Source organism: Shinella sp. WSD5-1 (genome assembly GCF_963942435.1).
In the GTDB taxonomy this organism is placed as follows: Bacteria; Pseudomonadota; Alphaproteobacteria; order Rhizobiales; family Rhizobiaceae; genus Shinella; species Shinella yambaruensis.
Window position 1 is genome coordinate 421,334 of record NZ_OZ012596.1, and the last position, 16,665, is coordinate 437,998.

The window sequence follows — 16,665 nt, forward strand, 5'->3', positions numbered from 1 at the left end:
AAGCGAGCGCCGGTTTTGCGTCCGAAATCATCCGAAAACAAGGGAAGGATGCGGAATGAAGCGCCCATCCCACATCCTTTCCTGGTTTTTTTGAAGGTCAGGCACCGTAGACGATCAGCAGGTCCTTGGCGTCGATCTGGTCGCCCGCTTTGACGAGGACCTCGGAGATCATACCGTCCTTTTCGGCATGGAGCGCCGTCTCCATCTTCATCGCCTCGATGGAGAGCAGCACGTCGCCGGCCTTGACCTCCTGGCCGGCCGAGACCGAGACCGTCGAGATGACGCCCGGCATCGGCGCGCCGAGATGGGCGGCATTGGCGGTATCGGCCTTGCGGCGGACGGCCGAGGTGGCGGCGCGGTTGCGGTCCGGCACCTTGATGAGGCGCGGTTGGCCGTTCAGCTCGAAGAACACCTTGACCATGCCCTGCGCATCCGGCTCGCTCCTCGCCTGGTGCAGGATGACGAGCGACTTGCCCTTCTCGATTTCCGGCTGGAGCTCCTCGCCCGGCGCAAGCCCGTAGAAATAGGCCGGCGTCGGCAGCACGCTGACCGGGCCGTACATGTCGGCGGCCAGCGCATAGTCGGTGAAGACCTTGGGATACATCAGGTAGGAGGCGAATTCGAAGTCGTCGACCTTGCGCTCCAGCTTCTCCTCGATGGCCTTGCGTTCGGCATCGAGATCGGCGGCCGGCAGCAGCGAGCCGGGCACGGCCGTATAGGCCGCCTCGCCCTTCAGCGCCTTCTTCTGCAGGCCCGCCGGCCAGCCACCCGGAGGCTGGCCGAGATCACCCTTCAGCATCGAGACGACGGACTCCGGGAAGGCGATGTCCTTGGCCGGGTTCTCGACGTCGGCGACTGTAAGGTCCTGCGAAACCATCATCAGCGCCATGTCGCCCACCACCTTGGAGGACGGCGTCACCTTGACGATGTCGCCGAACATCTGGTTGGCGTCGGCATAGGCCTGGGCGACGCGGTGCCACTTGGTCTCAAGGCCCAGCGAGCGGGCCTGTTCCTTGAGATTGGTGAACTGGCCGCCCGGCATTTCATGCAGGTAGACCTCCGACGCCGGTCCCTTGAGGTCGCTTTCGAAGGCGGCATACTGGAAGCGCACGGCCTCCCAGTAGAAGGAGATGCGGCGGATCCATTCCGGATCGAGGCCCGGATCGCGCTCCGAACCCTTCAGCGCCTCGACGATGGAGCCGAGGCAGGGCTGCGACGTGTTGCCGGACAGCGCGTCCATCGCCGCATCCACCACGTCGACGCCGGCATCGACCGCGGCGAGCACGGTCGCGGCGGCGATGCCGGACGTGTCGTGGGTGTGGAAATGGATCGGCAGGTCCGTCGCCTCGCGCAGCGCCTTGAACAGCACGCGCGCGGCCGCCGGCTTCAGGAGGCCCGCCATGTCCTTGACCGCGATCATGTGCGCGCCGGCCTTTTCGAGATCGGCGGCGAGCGCGGTATAGTACTTCAGGTCGTATTTCGGGCGGGCGGAATTGAGGATATCGCCCGTATAGCAGATCGCCGCCTCGCAGATGCGATTCTCCTCGGCGACGGCGTCCATCGAGACGCGCATGTTGTCGACCCAGTTGAGGCAGTCGAAGACCCGGAAGACGTCGATGCCGCCCTTCGCCGCTTGGCGCACGAAATACTTCACGACATTGTCGGGATAGTTCTTGTAGCCGACGCCGTTCGCGCCGCGCAGCAGCATCTGGAGCAGCAGGTTCGGCGCATCCTCGCGGATGCGGGCAAGACGGTCCCACGGGTCTTCCGTGAGGAAGCGCATGGAGACGTCGAAGGTCGCGCCGCCCCAACATTCCAGCGAGAAGAGCTGCGGCAGCGCCCGCGCATAGGTGCCGGCGATGCGGGCGATATCGTGGGTGCGCATGCGGGTGGCGAGCAGCGACTGGTGACCGTCGCGCATGGTCGTATCGGTGAGGAAGACCTGGTTCTCACCGCGCACCCATTCGGCGAACTTCTTCGGCCCGAGTTCGTCGAGCTTCTGCTTGGTGCCGGCGGGAATGTCCCCGTCGATGAAGGGAACGACGGGCTTGGCGACATCGGCCGGCGGCTTCGGACGGCCCTTGGCCTCCGGGTGGCCGTTGACGGTGACGTCGGCGAGGTAGGTGAGCAGCTTCGTCGCGCGGTCCTGGCGCTTCACCTGCTGGAAGAGTTCCGGCGTCGTGTCGATGAAGCGGGTCGTGTAGCTGTTGTCGCGGAACTTCTCGTGGCCGATGATCGCCTCGAGGAAGGTGAGGTTGGTGGCGACGCCGCGGATGCGGAATTCGCGCAGCGCCCGGTCCATGCGGGTGATCGCCTCCAGCGGCCCCGGCGCCCAGGCCGTGACCTTGACGAGCAGCGGATCGTAGAAGCGGGTGATGACCGCGCCCGGATAGGCCGTGCCGCCGTCGAGGCGGATGCCGAAGCCCGAGGCCGAACGGTAGCCGGTGATGCGGCCATAATCGGGGATGAAGTTCTGTTCCGGATCTTCCGTGGTGATGCGGCACTGCAGGGCGTGACCGTTGAGGCGGATATCCTCCTGCTTCGGCACGCCCGATTGCGGCGTGCCGATCGCCTCGCCGTCGAGGATATGGATCTGCGCCTTGACGATGTCGATGCCGGTGACGACTTCCGTGACCGTATGCTCGACCTGGATGCGCGGATTGACCTCGATGAAGTAGAACTTGCCGGTATCGGCATCCATCAGGTATTCGACCGTGCCGGCGCCGACATAGTTGGTGGCGCGGGCGATCTTCAGCGAATAATCGGCAAGCTCTTGGCGCTGCACCTGCGAAAGATAGGGCGCCGGCGCGCGTTCGACGACCTTCTGGTTGCGGCGCTGGATGGAGCAGTCGCGCTCGAAGAGATGCACGACATTGCCATGCGTGTCGCCGAGGATCTGGCTCTCGACGTGGCGGGCGCGCTCGACGAGCTTTTCGAGATACACTTCGTCCTTGCCGAAGGCGGCCTTGGCCTCGCGCTTGGCCTCCGTCACCTCGCGGATCAGGTCCTTCGGGTCGCGGATGGCGCGCATCCCGCGTCCGCCGCCGCCCCAGGAGGCTTTCAGCATGACGGGATAGCCGATCTCGGCGGCAAGGCGATGGATTTCCTTCTCGTCGTCGGGCAGCGGATCGGTGGCCGGCACGACCGGCACGCCGACAGAAATGGCAAGATTGCGGGCGGCGACCTTGTTGCCGAGCTGGCGCATCGTATCCGGCCGCGGGCCGATGAAGGTGATGCCGGCGGCATCGCAGGCATCGACGAATTCCGGGCTTTCCGACAGCAGGCCGTAGCCGGGATGGATCGCATCGGCCCCCGAAAGCCTGGCGACGCGGATCACCTCGTCGATGGAAAGATAGCTCTCGATAGGGCCGAGATCGCGCGTCAGATGCGGGCCTCGGCCGATCTGGTAGCTCTCGTCCGCCTTGAAGCGGTGCAGCGCCAGCTTGTCCTCTTCCGCCCATATCGCGACCGTTTTGAGCCCCAGTTCATTGGCCGCGCGGAACACACGGATGGCGATTTCTGAACGGTTGGCGACAAGGATCTTGGAAATGGGCAAGTCGGACTCCTCAATGACTTGGAAGCGGGAAATGCTGCACCCGCGAAGAGGATTATTAGCGGGTAATTTTCAAAGTTCAATTTTGGAGTCGCCATCCGGCGAAAGATTTGCGGCGTGGAGAGCAAGTTCCGCAAAGGCACGCCGGGGCATAGCGCAACGGAATTGCGCAAAACCGGACGGATGAAACGTTTTCGCAAAGCGCGGTGAGCCGCGGCGGCTCAGGAAACGAGCCCCAGCCGGAAGGCGAGGGCGATGGCATGGTGGCGGTTGCGCGCGCCCAGCTTCTCCTGGATCCCGTTCATGTACCAGTCCACCGTATGGCTGGAAATGCCGAGCACCCGGCCGATATCGTGGGAGGTCATGCCTTCGGCCAGGAGGCTGAGCGCCTCCATTTCGCGGCGCGTCAGTTCCACGTCCACCACGGCGGAAAGGCGGGCGGCGGCCTCCGGATCGGCGACATGGATGAGCTTCCAGTAGAGCCGCCGCGCAATGCTGTCGAACAGCCCGATCTCCACGCTTTCCAGGTCGATCGGCTTGCCGCCGAGGCTGAGGCTGCCGAGAAGCCCCCGCCGGCCGTGGACGGGAAACACATAGCCGTCCTCCAGCCCGTTCTGGCGGGCATCCACCATCATGCGCTCCATGCGTTTGCGATGGGGACTGAGACGGAAGGCGCCGAGCGTGTCGCGCCAGCGGAAACCCGCCTGCGCATGGCCGAGATAACGCATCGTCGGATCGACCTGCATGTAGCGCTTGCGCAGATAGGTTTCCGGCCAGCCCTTGGGCCAACGCCCGGCGAGCAGCAGGCTCGGCGGGCTCTCGACCGGCCTCGGCGCCTGGAGAAGGCCGTAGTAGTCGAACCCGTACAACTTGATGAGACGCTCGAACTCGGCCGTGGTTTCCTCCCGGCCGCGCAACTCGTCGATCAGTGCAAGAAACTGCACCAGCAAGTTGATCTTCATGTGCCCCGCGCTTGAATAGCTTTGTTAACCAACTGATAAAGCTGAACCCGGCCGCAATCGGCCCAAGCGCCCCATTCATTTTCCCCGTCTGACAGATGGCAGGAAGGCGGCGCGAAAATCAATCGCTTTGCATGCATTGAGGGCGTGAAATCGCATAATCACGCAAGATTTCAGTCGAGTCATGAAATTTGCTTGACCACGAAGAACTTTTGCCCCTTCCGCTGATTAATACGCTGAGCCAAGGGACAAAGGGTGCCAACGCTGCACCGCACAACAGGTATCGCCGGAAAGGCCCGCATTCGTGTCTTTGTTTCAGGTTTATGCAAGAGCCCTCAGCTATCTTGGGGTCTACAAGCTTCGTGTCGGCTCGGTGGTCGTCGCCAACATCGTGCTCGCGGTGATCACCATTGCCGAGCCGGTTCTGTTCGGCCGCATCATCGATGCCATTTCCACCAAGGGCGACGTGACGCCCATGCTGCTCCTGTGGGCGGGCTTCGGCCTGTTCAACACGATCGCCTTCGTGCTCGTCGCGCGCGAGGCCGACCGGCTGGCGCATGGCCGGCGGGCGAGCCTGCTGACGGAAGCCTTCGGCCGCATCATCTCCATGCCGCTCGCCTGGCATAGCCAGCGCGGCACCTCCAATGCGCTGCACACGCTGCTGCGTGCCTGCGAGACGCTGTTCGGCCTGTGGCTCGAATTCATGCGCACGCACCTTGCCACCGCCGTCGCGCTCGTCCTGCTCATCCCCACCGCGTTTGCGATGGACTATCGCCTCTCGCTGGTGCTGGTGGTGCTCGGCGTCGCCTATGTCATCATCGGCAAGGTGGTGATGAACCGCACGCGCGAAGGCCAGGCCTCGGTCGAAAACCACTACCACACCGTCTTCTCCCATGTGTCGGACTCGATCAGCAACGTCTCGGTCGTGCACAGCTACAACCGCATCGAAGCCGAAACGCGGGAGCTGAAACGCTTTGCCGAGCGGCTGATCAATGCACAGTATCCGGTGCTTGACTGGTGGGCATTGGCGAGCGCGCTGAACCGCATCGCCTCGACGATCTCGATGATGACCATCCTCGTCATCGGCACGGTGCTGGTGCAGCGGGGCGAGATCAAGGTGGGCGACGTCATCGCCTTCATTGGCTTCGCCGGCCTCCTCATCGGGCGCCTCGACCAGATGAAGGCTTTCGCCACGCAGATCTTCGAGGCCCGCGCCAAGCTGGAGGACTTCTTCACGCTGGAAGACGCCGTCAAGGACCGCGAGGAGCCAACCGGCGCCGGTGATCTCGGCGAGGTCAAGGGCAAGGTCGAATACCGCAATGTCAGCTTCGACTTCGCCAATGCCACCCAGGGCGTCAGCGACGTCTCCTTCACGGTGGAGGCCGGCCAGACCGTTGCCATCGTCGGCCCGACGGGCGCCGGCAAGACGACGCTCGTCAACCTGCTGCAGCGCGTCTACGAGCCGAAGTCCGGCCAGATCCTCATCGACGGCGTCGACATCTCCACGGTGACGCGCAAGTCGCTGCGCCGCTCGATCGCCACCGTCTTCCAGGATGCGGGCCTGCTCAACCGCTCGATCTCCGACAATATCCGCCTCGGCCGCGAAGGCGCGACGCAGGCGGAAATCGAGGCGGCGGCCGAAGCGGCCGCGGCGGGCGACTTCATCGCCTCGCGCCAGGGCGGCTACGAGACCCATGTCGGCGAGCGCGGCAACCGCCTGTCGGGCGGCGAGCGCCAGCGCATCGCGATTGCCCGCGCGATCCTGAAGAACGCGCCGATCCTCGTGCTCGATGAGGCGACCAGCGCGCTCGACGTGGAAACGGAGGCGCGCGTGAAGGCGGCGATCGACCAGCTGCGCCGCAACCGCACGACCTTCATCATCGCGCACCGCCTCTCGACGGTCCGCGAGGCCGACCTCGTCGTCTTCATGGATCACGGCAAGATCGCCGAAATGGGCACGTTCAACGATCTCAGCCAGAGCAACGGCCGCTTCGCCGCCCTGCTGCGCGCCAGCGGCATCCTGACCGACGACGACGTGCGCAAGAGCCACACCGCCGCCTGAACACCGTCGTCACTGCTTCGGCGTATCGCTTTTGACCGGCAGGGCCTGAAGGCCCTGCCGTTTTGCGTTCTGGGCGATCACGGCGGCCTGCCAGTCGAGGTAACGCGCATAGGCGACGTGCAGCGCGATGCCGAGAAGCGCATAGAGCGTGCCGAGGACCGGGTTCTTGCCCGTCACGAACATCATCACCTGCCCCGCCATGGCGAGGATCGTGCCGAAGATGAAGACGGCCAGCGAATGCCGCCCGATCGCGACCAGCGGATGGGAGAGCGGCAGGGCGGCCCAGCTGGAGAGAACCGGAATCGTCGCCACCAGATAGGCCCCTGCCAGCACGTGGAGAAGACGGGTCGTCGAGAGGAACGTCTTGTCGAAGCCGGTCAGCACCGCCGGCAGGCCGTAGGAGAGGTCGATGTTCCACCAGGAGAACACGACCCAGGCCAGCGAGACGGCGAGGTAGGCAGCCGACAGCACCATCAGGATCGGATGACGGGGAATCCCCTTCCCCCTGGCGCGCAGCACGCCGACCATGCCGATAACGAAGAGGAACTGCCAGGAGAGCGGATTGAGGAACCAGTAACCGTCATCGAGGAAATTCGACGGCGCGATCCGCCAGAGGCCGGCACAGAGCCAGAGCGTGCCGGAAACGGCGAGCAACAGCACGGCGCTGCGCTGGTAGAGCCAGAGGAAGCCCGGCAGCATCAGGAGCACCACGGCATACATGGACAGGATGTTGTTGTAGCCGAACTGGTGGCCGAGCAGCACCATGCTGACGACGCCCTGTTCCGTGCGGTCGACGACGGCACGCAGGTTGATTTCCGACAACAGGTCCGGCCGGCCGAACCACAACGCCCCGCCGGCGAAGATGGCGAAGGTGATGACGCTCGTCATGATATGGGCGACATAGAGCGTCAGCGCCCGGCGCAGGATGCGCAGCGTCACCGCCAGACGCTCGCCGATGGCGAAGCGCGCGCCGTAGGCAAGGCCGACCGACATGCCCGAGATCAGCACGAAGGCCTCCGCCGAATCGGAGAAGCCGAAATTCTTGTGCGTCAGGTGCTCCAGATACTGGCCCGGAACGTGGTTGACGAAGATCGTCAGGAGGGCAAGCGCCCGGAAGACGTCGAGGCGCGTGTCGCGTTGCCGCGGCACGACGCCCGTCGGTCCATGTCTGTCTGTCATGATGCTCTGATCCACTTGGCGTGGATCAGAGCAAATAGCCCTCGTTTGAAGATTTGATGACAGAGCCGTTCACACTTGCCTGCCATCCGCCGTCGCCGGCGCGCTCGACGCGGATCGACAGTTTCCTGCCCTCAAGGTCGAGCGTCGCCTCGTAACCGTTCCACGCCGCCGGCAGCACCGGATTGACGAAGAGGCGATCCCCCTCCTTGCGGATGCCCAGGATGCCTTCCACCGCCGCGCGGTAGAGCCAGCCCGCCGAACCCGTATACCAGGTCCAGCCGCCGCGCCCGGTGCGCTCGCCCTCGCCATAGACATCGGCGGCGACGACATAGGGTTCGACCCGGTAAAGCTCGGCGGCTTCAGGCGTCAGCGCGTGGTTGACGGGATTGAGGATGTTGAAGCAGGTCCAGGCGTCCTCCGCCCGGCCGAGGCGGGCAAGCGCCAGCACGACCCAGGTCGAGGCATGGGTGTACTGGCCGCCATTCTCCCGCACGCCCGGCGGATAGGCCTTGATATAGCCCGGATCCTGCGGCGTCTCGACGAAGGGCGGGGTGAACAGGCGGATGACGCCGTTCTCCCGGTCGACCAGCTCGGCCATGACCGCGTCCATCGCCTGCCGCGAGCGCGCCGGATCGCCGACACCGGACAAGACGCTCCAGCTCTGCGCGATCGAATCGATCCGGCATTCGGCATTCTCGGCCGAACCGAGCGGCGTGCCGTCGTCGAAATAGCCCCGGCGGTAATAGGCGCCGTCCCAGCCCGTCGTTTCCAGCACCACCTTGAGGCGGCCGAGATGTTCCTGCCACCGGTCCGCGCGCTGGTGATCGCCGCGCTCGCGGGCGACGGAGATGAAGCCGCCGAGCGTGCCGGCCAGGAACCAGCCGAGCCAGACGCTTGTGCCCCTGCCCGCCTCGCCGACGCGGTTCATGCCGTCGTTCCAGTCGCCGCCGAGAATGAGCGGCAGGCCGTTCTCCCCGGTGCGGCGGAGCGCAAGGTCGAGCGCGCGGGCGCAATGCTCGTAGAGCGGCGCTTCTTCCGCCGAGCGCTCCGGCGTGTAGAAGGCGTCGTGCTGGGCTTCGGCGAGCGGCGCGCCCTCGATGAAGGCCAGCGTCTCGTCGAGGATCGCCCGGTCGCCGGTGGTGCGGCAGTAATATTCCACCGCATGGGCGAGCCACACCACGTCGTCGGAGATCATGGTGCGCACGCCCGCGCCGCTGTCGGGCAGCCACCAGTGCTGCACGTCGCCCTCGACGAACTGGCGCGCGGCCGCATTGAGGATCTGGCGACGGGCAAGCTCCGGCCGGTGCAGGACGAAGGCCAATGTGTCCTGCAGCTGGTCACGGAAACCGTAGGCGCCGCTTGCCTGGTAGAAGGCCGAGCGGGCCTGGATGCGGCAGCCGAGCGCCTGATAGGGCAGCCAGTCATTGACCATCCGGTCCAGCGCCGCATCCGGCGTCTTCACCTGCAGCGTGCCGGTGAAATCGCTCCAATAGGCGCGGACGGCGGCCATGACATCGTCGAAATCGGCCTCGCGGCTTTTTTCCGCGAGCGACCGGGCACTTTCCGCATCGGCGGTATCGCCGAGCACGAAGAGAAGTTCGCGCTTCTCGCCCGGCTTCAGGACGATATCGACGGCCAGCGCCGCGCAGGGATCGCCGATGCCTTCGGCGGAGCCGGACAGCGCCTGCCCCGTGGCGACGGCACCCGGCAGCACGATATCGCCGCCGCGGCCGATGAACTCGCGGCGCCTGGCGGTAAAGCCCGCCACCGGCGCATCGACGGCGAAGAAGCTGGTCCGGCCGGAAAAATCGAAGCTGTAGGGATTGGTCGCAAAGAGCGCGCCGCTCTCCTCGTCATGGCTGGTCAAGACGAACGGCGCGGTTTTCGCCGGGTTGTTGCCCAGCACCCATTCGACATAGCCGTAGACCGTCAGGCTGCGTTCCGTCTCGCCCGTGTTCTTGAGGACGAGGCGGGAATATTTGACCGGATCCTCGGGATCGACCGTCTGCACGAGGTCGAGCTCGATACCGTCCTCCCAGCTGCGGAAGGCGGAATAGCCGAGGCCGTGCCACGTCTCGAACCGGACCGAATTCTTCCGCGACAAGGCTGCGAAGGGCGCCATGACCGTGCCGCGCTCCTTGTCCCTGACATAGAAGGCTTCGCCCGGGCGGTTGACGACGGGATCGTTGGTCCAGTGGGTGAGCTGGAAGTCGCGCGAATTGCGGCTCCAGGTATAGCTTGCGCCTTCCGCCGAGACATGGAAGCCGAAATGCGGGTTGGCGATGACGTTGATCCATGGCTGGGGCGTCGCCTCGCCGCCGCGAAGCCGCACGGCATATTCCCGACGCTCCTCGTTGAAACCGCCGAAACCGTTCCAGAAGCTGAGGCCCTTGCCGTCGATCTCCACCGGCTCGCCGGCGGACGCCGGCAGTTTCGGCACGGGTGCCGGCGTCGTCTCGGCCTTCGCCTCCTCCTCGCCGCGGGGCGTCGCGAAGAGGGAGACCGTGCGGGCGATCTGGTCGGAGAGCGTGCCGTTGCGGGCGTGGAAGACCGCGCGGGCCGTCGCCAGCAGCGCCTGCCAGGTGGTGACGTCCATCAGGTCGCGGCGCACCGTGAAGACATGCTGGCGGGCACCGTCGGACTGGCTGCGGATGCGCAGGTTCTCGCACATATGGTCGAGCGTGTGCTGCATGTCCTGTGCGTAGGAGGCGGCGCGCTCGTTGAGGATGACGAGATCGGCGATGACGCCGCGGTGGCGCAGGTAATCCTGCGCGCGCAGCGCCTCGCGGGCGACCTCCACGTCGATCTCGTCATTGATGCGCAGCACGAAGATCGGGAAATCGCCCGAGATCGCCAGCGGCCAGAGCGCCGACTGGGCGGTGAGGCCGTTCACGATCGTGCCGGTATCCGCTCTGAGGTGCATGTCCGGATAGGTGAGGTAGCGGCCGAGCATCTGGAAGCTCGCCGCTTCCTGCGAGGTGACGCCGACATGGCGCATATGCACCTGCGAGCGCGTCCAGGCGTGGATCATCTCGTGGTTGAAGCTGTCCGGATGGCGGTAGCGGTCGATGGCGGCATCCACTTCCGCGCGGCTCGGAGCCGCGATGGTCCAGAAGATGACCTTGACCTTCTTGCCCGCCGGCACGCGCACGACACGGCGCAATGCCATGACCGGATCGAGCGTGAAGCCGTCCGTGCCGGAAAGCTGCGCGCCCGGATCGAAGGCGGCGGCGGTCGCCAGCGAGCGGCCGCGGCCGATGAAGCGGCGGCGGTCGGTCTCGATCTCGGTGCGGCGCGAGGGCCCGGCATTGTCCACGATGAGGTGGGCGATCGACATGTCCGGCTCGTTCGGATTGCGCTTCTGGCGCTCGGCGCGGATGACGTCGCCGCGCTTGCCGATCTCCGTCTTGATGAACATCTTCGAGAACAGCGGATGGGCGTTGTCGGCATCGTCGGTCGAGATGACGGGCTCCATATAGGAGGTCACCTCGATGAAGCGGTCCTCCGGCCCGGTGTTGAGCAGCGTCAGGCGGCGGCCTTCGGCATCGTGCTCGGTGGCGACGATGCACTCGACCTCGCTCGTCAGCGTACCGACGGTCTTGATGAACTCCGCCTTGTCGTCGCCGAACTGGGTCTTGGTCACCTCGCCCTCGGCCCGCTTCGGCTCGGCGGTGGCGGACCACCACTCGCCCGTCGCGGTATCGCGCAGGAAGAGGAAGGAACCCCAGCGATCCTCGGTCGGATCGGGCTTCCAGCGGGTGACGGACTGGCCGTTCCAGTGCGAATAACCGGCACCGGTCGCCGTCAGCATCACGGCATAGTGGCCGTTCGACAGGAAGACGGTCTCGCGCTCCCGGAAGAAGGGTTCCTTGATGATGCGGATTTCCGGGCGCAGCAGGTCGGCCTGCGTGCTGCCGACGGTTTCCGGCTCGCGCTTGGCGTTGATGACCGGAATGTCGCGCGGGGCCTTTTCCTGCAGCAGCAGTTCGGCCGCCTCGATGACGGGGTCCGCGTGGAAGCGCTCGCGCAGCGCGCCGTTGAAAACGACATTGGCGACGGCGGCGATCGACATGCCGTGATGGTGCGCCATGTAGTTGCGCACGACGGCGCAGGTCTTGCCCTCCGGCACACGGGTCGGGGTGAAATCGACGGCATCGTGGAAACCGTAGACGCCGAGCGCGCCGAGTTTCCTGAGGCGCTCGAGGTTTTCCAGCGCCGCCTTGGGCGCATATTGCGTCGCCAGAAGCGAGGCATAGGGCGCGATGACGGCATTCTGGCCGAGACCGCGTTTCAGGCCGAGCGTCGGCACGCCGAAATTGGTGTACTGGTAGGTCAGCTCGTGGTCGCGGGCGTTGAAGGCCGCTTCGGAGATGCCCCAGGGGGTGCCGAGACGGCGGCCGTGGTTCATCTGCTCGACGACGACGAGGTTGTTCGTCTGGTTCAGGATGCCGCCCTGGCGCTCCTGCATGACGAGCGGCGGCATCAGATATTCGAACATCGAGCCGGACCAGGAGACCAGCGCCCCGCGCGAGCCGACCGGCACGACCGGACGGCCGAGCTTGTACCAGTGTTCTGTCGGAAGGTCGCCCTTGGCGATGGCGAAGAGGCTGGTGAGACGCGCCTCGGAGGCGAGCAGGTCGTAGCAGGCCTCGTCGAGCTCGTTGGTCTCGACGCGGTAGCCGATCGACAGCAGCCGGCGTTCCGGGCGGAAGAGGAAGCCGAAATCCATCGAGAAGGCAATGTCGCGCGCGCGGTCGCGCAGCACGACGAGGCGCTCGCGCAGGCCCTCGATGCTGCCGAGGTCGAAGACGCTGTCGGCGATATGCGCCTCGCAGGTGGAGACCAGCGCGCCGGCCCACCGGGCAAGCTCGCCGCTCTCGACGGACTTGATCTCGTGGTCGAGATTAACGATCAGCTTGTTGACGTCGCGCGCCAGCACCGAGAGGTTGATGACGCGGATGGAGGCGAATTCGTGCTCACGCTTGACGGCGGCGAGCGCATTGTGGAAGCCGACGATGCGCTCCTCGATGAGGCGGCGCAGCGGGCGCACGGTCTTCCGGTCGTCCGGCAGGTCCTTCAGCGTTTCGGAGAGGATCGAGGCGACGTCACCGATGCCGTCGAGGCTGCCCTGGAGATGCGCCGAGGGGGCTTCGGCCCATTCGCGGCACATCGAGGAGACAGCGATGAGGTGGCCGGCGAGGTTGCCGCTGTCGACCGCCGAGACATAACGCGGCCCCAGCGTTTCCAGCGTGTTGGTGCGATACCAGTTGTAGAGATGGCCGCGATATTTCGGCATGCCGTCGATGGTGGCGATCGTCTGTTCGAGGCGGCGCACCGTCTCCTCGAAGCTGATCCAGCCGAAATCGCGGGCGGAGATGACCGAGAGCAGGTAGACGCCGATATTGGTCGGCGAGGTGCGCTCGGCGAGCACCGGCTGCGGCGTTTCCTGGAAATTGTCCGGCGGCAGGTAGTGCTGCTCGGCGGTGACGAACTCCTCGAAGTAGCGCCAGGTGCGCCGCGCGATCTTGCGCAGCTCGTTGGCGACGTAGTCGGAGACGACGAGCTGGTCCTCGGTCTCGGCCGTCTGGCTGACATACCAGGCAATCATCGGCGAGAGCGCCCAGACGAGCGCGAAGGGAATGCCGATGAAGGGAAGGCCAGTGTCGGAAACCATGGCGAGCGCCACGGACAGGGCCGCGAGCGCCGGAGCCTGCCACATCGACTTGTAATGGGCGAGGATGCCGCCGCGCGCCGCGCTGTCGGCCTGCGCGGCCGTGCGCCATTCCAGCATCAGCTTGCGGCTGACGAGGGTGCGGTAGAGCGAACGCACGATGGCGTCGGCCATCAGCGCGGCCGAATGGGCGATGAAGGCGATGCGCAGCGCCACCTGCGCGTTCGCCGCGCGTATATCGGAGATCACGCGATGCACATGAGCCCGGGCGACGATATCGTTGCGGCGCGGCATGACGCCGGAAATCAGCGAGAGCGTCGGGGCGACGAAGAGCAGGAAGATCAGCACGAGCTGCCAGACCAGCGCCTGGCGCGGCTCCATGTAGTACCAGCCCATGACCGAGGCGACGAGCCAGCCGATCGGGATGAGGCTGCGGCGCAGGTTGTCGTACATCTTCCAGCGGCCGAGCATGGAAATGCCGCTCGACGGGCCGAAGATGTAGGACAGCAGCTGCCAGTCGCCGCGCGCCCAGCGATGCTGCCGCGAGGTCTCGGTGCCGTAGCGGGTCGGGAAGTCCTCGACGAGCTCGACATCCGTCACCAGCGCGCAATGGGCGAGCGAGCCTTCGAGCAGGTCGTGGCTGAGGACGGAATTCTCCTCGATCCGGCCCTTCACCGCCGTCTCGAAGGCGTCGACATGGTAGAGGCCCTTGCCGGTGAACGTGCCTTCCCCGACGAAATCCTGGTAGACGTCGGACACGGTGAAGACATAGGGGTCGATGCCGCGGTCGGCGGAGAAGATGCGCTGGAAGGTCGAGGCTTCCTTGCCCGTCGTCAGTGACGGCGTGACGCGCGGCTGCAGGATGCTGTAGCCGGCGGTGACCTCGCCCTTTTCCGCATCGATGACCGGGCGGTTGATCGGGTGGTGCAGCTTGCCGACGAGCTTCGTCACCGCATCGCGCATCAGGCGCGTGTCGGAATCGAGCGTCATGACGTATTTCACGTCCGCCGGCACGATGTTCGCGCCCGGCAGGAAGGTCGTGTCGCCGTCGCCGCGCAAGAGGAGGTTCAGCTCGTGCAGCTTGCCGCGCTTGCGCTCCCAGCCCATCCAGCAGCCTTCGGACGGATTGTAGAGGCGGCGGCGGTGCAGGAAATAGAAGCGCGTGCGGCCGTCATAGGCATAACGCGCCGAAAGCGTCGCGATCTCGCGCTTGGCATAGTCGAGCACGTCGAGGTCGGCGGGAGATTCCTCCACCTGGCTGTCCGCCCAATCGCTGAGAAGGGCGAAATAGATCTCGCCGCGCGGATTGGCGAGGTAGTGGACTTCGAGGTTGCGGACCAGCTCGTCGACATGGTCGCGCTTGGAGATCAGACACGGCACGACGACGAGCGTGCGCGCATCCTCGGGAATGCCGTCCTTGAACTCGTAGCCGACAAGGCGGGACGGCGTGACGAAGAAGGTGACGAGCGTGTTGAAGAGGCCCGTCGCGCCCTCGGAGGCCGGCAGCGCGAAGAGCACCAGCATGATCAGCCAGGCGCCATCCGGGATATCGAGCTGATCGAGGAAATAATAGACCGCGATCATCGCCAGAAGCGTCAGGATGATGTTGGGCCCGGCAATGGCGAACCAGTCGAGCTTGCGGCCGAAGCGCACGATGCGCTGGACGATCGACGGCCGGTAGCCGATGCGCTTTTCCAGCAGCTTGCGCTTCTTGCCGACGAGGAAAGCGGCGACATTGGCCTCGTAGTCGAGATCCTCGACATGCGCCGCGGCGTCTTCCGCCGTCATCGCCAGCGCCGTCTCGGTCACCTCCAGCTCGGACTTGCCGGAGCGGCGGGCGAAACGCTCGATCGTGTTGCGGTACTTGTTGCGCGAGCCGAAATCGAGGTCGCTGTAGTCGGACCCCTGGCGGAGCGCCTCGTCGAGGCGGCTGACGCTCTCGAACCAGACGGGCCATTCCGTGTCGTCCACCGCGCGAAGGCTCTTGATGAGCGAACTCATCGTGACATTGCCGGAGGAAAGCCGGTTGTTCTCCGCGACGATCAGCTCCTCGAGGTCGCTGCCGCGGCTCTCGATCTTGCGCTCCAGCCACTGGATCACCGCGCCGGAGGCCTGCAGGCCGTCACGCAGGCGATAGAGCAGTTGGATGACGAAGGTGTTGTCCTCGATGAAGCTTTCCAGCGTCTGGAGATGCGCGATGGACTTTTCCGGATCGTTGAGGCGGATCAGCTCGTCGGCCACCTCATTGGCCTTGAAGCGCATCTTGCGCGAGCGCTCGACGCGGCTGGAAATGCGGCGCAGGTTCTCCAGCAGCACGAAGCGGATGAAGGAGGGCAGCGCCCAGAGTTCCCCGATCTTCAGCGCGTCGATCTTCTGGAAGCCCTGCACGAAGGCGGTGAGGCCCTCATGCGAGACGCCGCTATGGGTATGCGCGACATAGAGCCAGGCGAGCGCCAGCGTGCGCGGCATCACCTGCCCTTCGATCTCGATGGTCGGAAGCTGGCGATAGAAGCGGCGCGGGAAGTCGCGGCGGACCTCCTGGATCGCCTCTTCGACGACATAGTAGTTGTCGAGCAGCCATTCGGCCGCCGGGGTGATCTGGGCACCCGCCTCGACATCCTTGGCCGTGGCGCGATAGACGCGGAAGATTTCCTTCTCGTTTTCCTTGTGCCGGGCGCGGAATTCGAAGGGCTGGAAGCCGGGAAGCGGCGCGCTCTTGTCGCGCGCCAGGGCCTCGCCGCAATCGGCCAGCTCCTCCAGCGTCAGATAGGTGGCGCGGATCGAATCGTTATAGTCGATCTGCTTGGCGTCAGCGTCGCGCGAGGAGGCTTGCGGCGTATTGTGAAGGGGCATGTTTCTGATTCTGGATCCGGCCATGTTGAACCATCCGGCAACGGCCTTTGTGCCGAACGGTTTTTTGCGGGCAGGCTTCATCTCGGTGCCGCGATCAGCCATGGGACCAAACGGCGCCCGGACGACGCGGCTGGGGTGGACATGGCTCAAGCGACACGCTGGTTGGCATCCTGGCCGCGTGGTGCATGAAAACGGCATTTTTTAGCCGTAAGGACAGAGACTTGCAACATGTCAACAGGACCGGATGGCGCAGCATTGACCCTCATCTGCGGTTTTGGTGAATCGCGCGCTCCGCGTATCGGGCGAAGGGGCGCATAGGACGGGCTGATGCCAAATGCGCGAGACCGACAAAAGTTCCGGGTGCCCGTGCCGGGCTGTGCATGAGCGA

6 protein-coding genes are annotated in these 16,665 nt (G+C 65.4%); 2 read left to right on the forward strand and 4 right to left on the reverse strand.

The window, feature by feature from the left end; all coding sequences use genetic code 11:
* Positions 1 to 97 precede the first annotated feature (97 nt).
* Both pyc and AABQ55_RS02005 read right to left on the reverse strand, forming a co-directional pair.
* A complete protein-coding gene (pyc, locus tag AABQ55_RS02000; protein WP_272807077.1) occupies positions 98 to 3,556 on the reverse strand; it encodes a pyruvate carboxylase in 3,459 nt (1,152 codons plus the stop codon).
* Positions 3,557 to 3,774: 218 nt separating this feature from the next.
* Positions 3,775 to 4,515, reverse strand: coding sequence for a LuxR family transcriptional regulator (locus AABQ55_RS02005; RefSeq protein ID WP_272807078.1), 741 nt, complete (start codon positions 4,513 to 4,515; stop codon positions 3,775 to 3,777).
* Between the two features lie 301 nt (positions 4,516 to 4,816).
* Between AABQ55_RS02005 and AABQ55_RS02010 the strand changes: the two genes are divergently transcribed.
* A complete protein-coding gene (locus AABQ55_RS02010) occupies positions 4,817 to 6,574 on the forward strand; it encodes a glucan ABC transporter ATP-binding protein/ permease (protein ID WP_272807079.1) in 1,758 nt (585 codons plus the stop codon).
* Positions 6,575 to 6,583: 9 nt separating this feature from the next.
* Here the strand turns inward: AABQ55_RS02010 and AABQ55_RS02015 are convergent, their stop codons facing one another.
* Both AABQ55_RS02015 and AABQ55_RS02020 read right to left on the reverse strand, forming a co-directional pair.
* Positions 6,584 to 7,753, reverse strand: a complete 1,170-nt coding sequence (locus AABQ55_RS02015; protein WP_272807080.1) for an OpgC family protein — start codon at positions 7,751 to 7,753, stop codon at positions 6,584 to 6,586.
* A 25-nt stretch (positions 7,754 to 7,778) separates the two neighbouring features.
* Positions 7,779 to 16,277 carry a GH36-type glycosyl hydrolase domain-containing protein gene (locus AABQ55_RS02020; RefSeq protein ID WP_272807081.1) on the reverse strand — a complete coding sequence of 2,833 codons (8,499 nt, stop codon included), beginning with the start codon at positions 16,275 to 16,277 and terminating at the stop codon, positions 7,779 to 7,781.
* On the opposite strand from AABQ55_RS02020, the gene AABQ55_RS02025 reads away from it, so the two are divergent.
* Positions 16,276 to 16,482, forward strand: coding sequence for a hypothetical protein (locus tag AABQ55_RS02025; RefSeq protein WP_272807082.1), 207 nt, complete (start codon positions 16,276 to 16,278; stop codon positions 16,480 to 16,482). The genes AABQ55_RS02020 and AABQ55_RS02025 overlap by 2 nt on opposite strands.
* Positions 16,483 to 16,665: the final 183 nt, after the last annotated feature.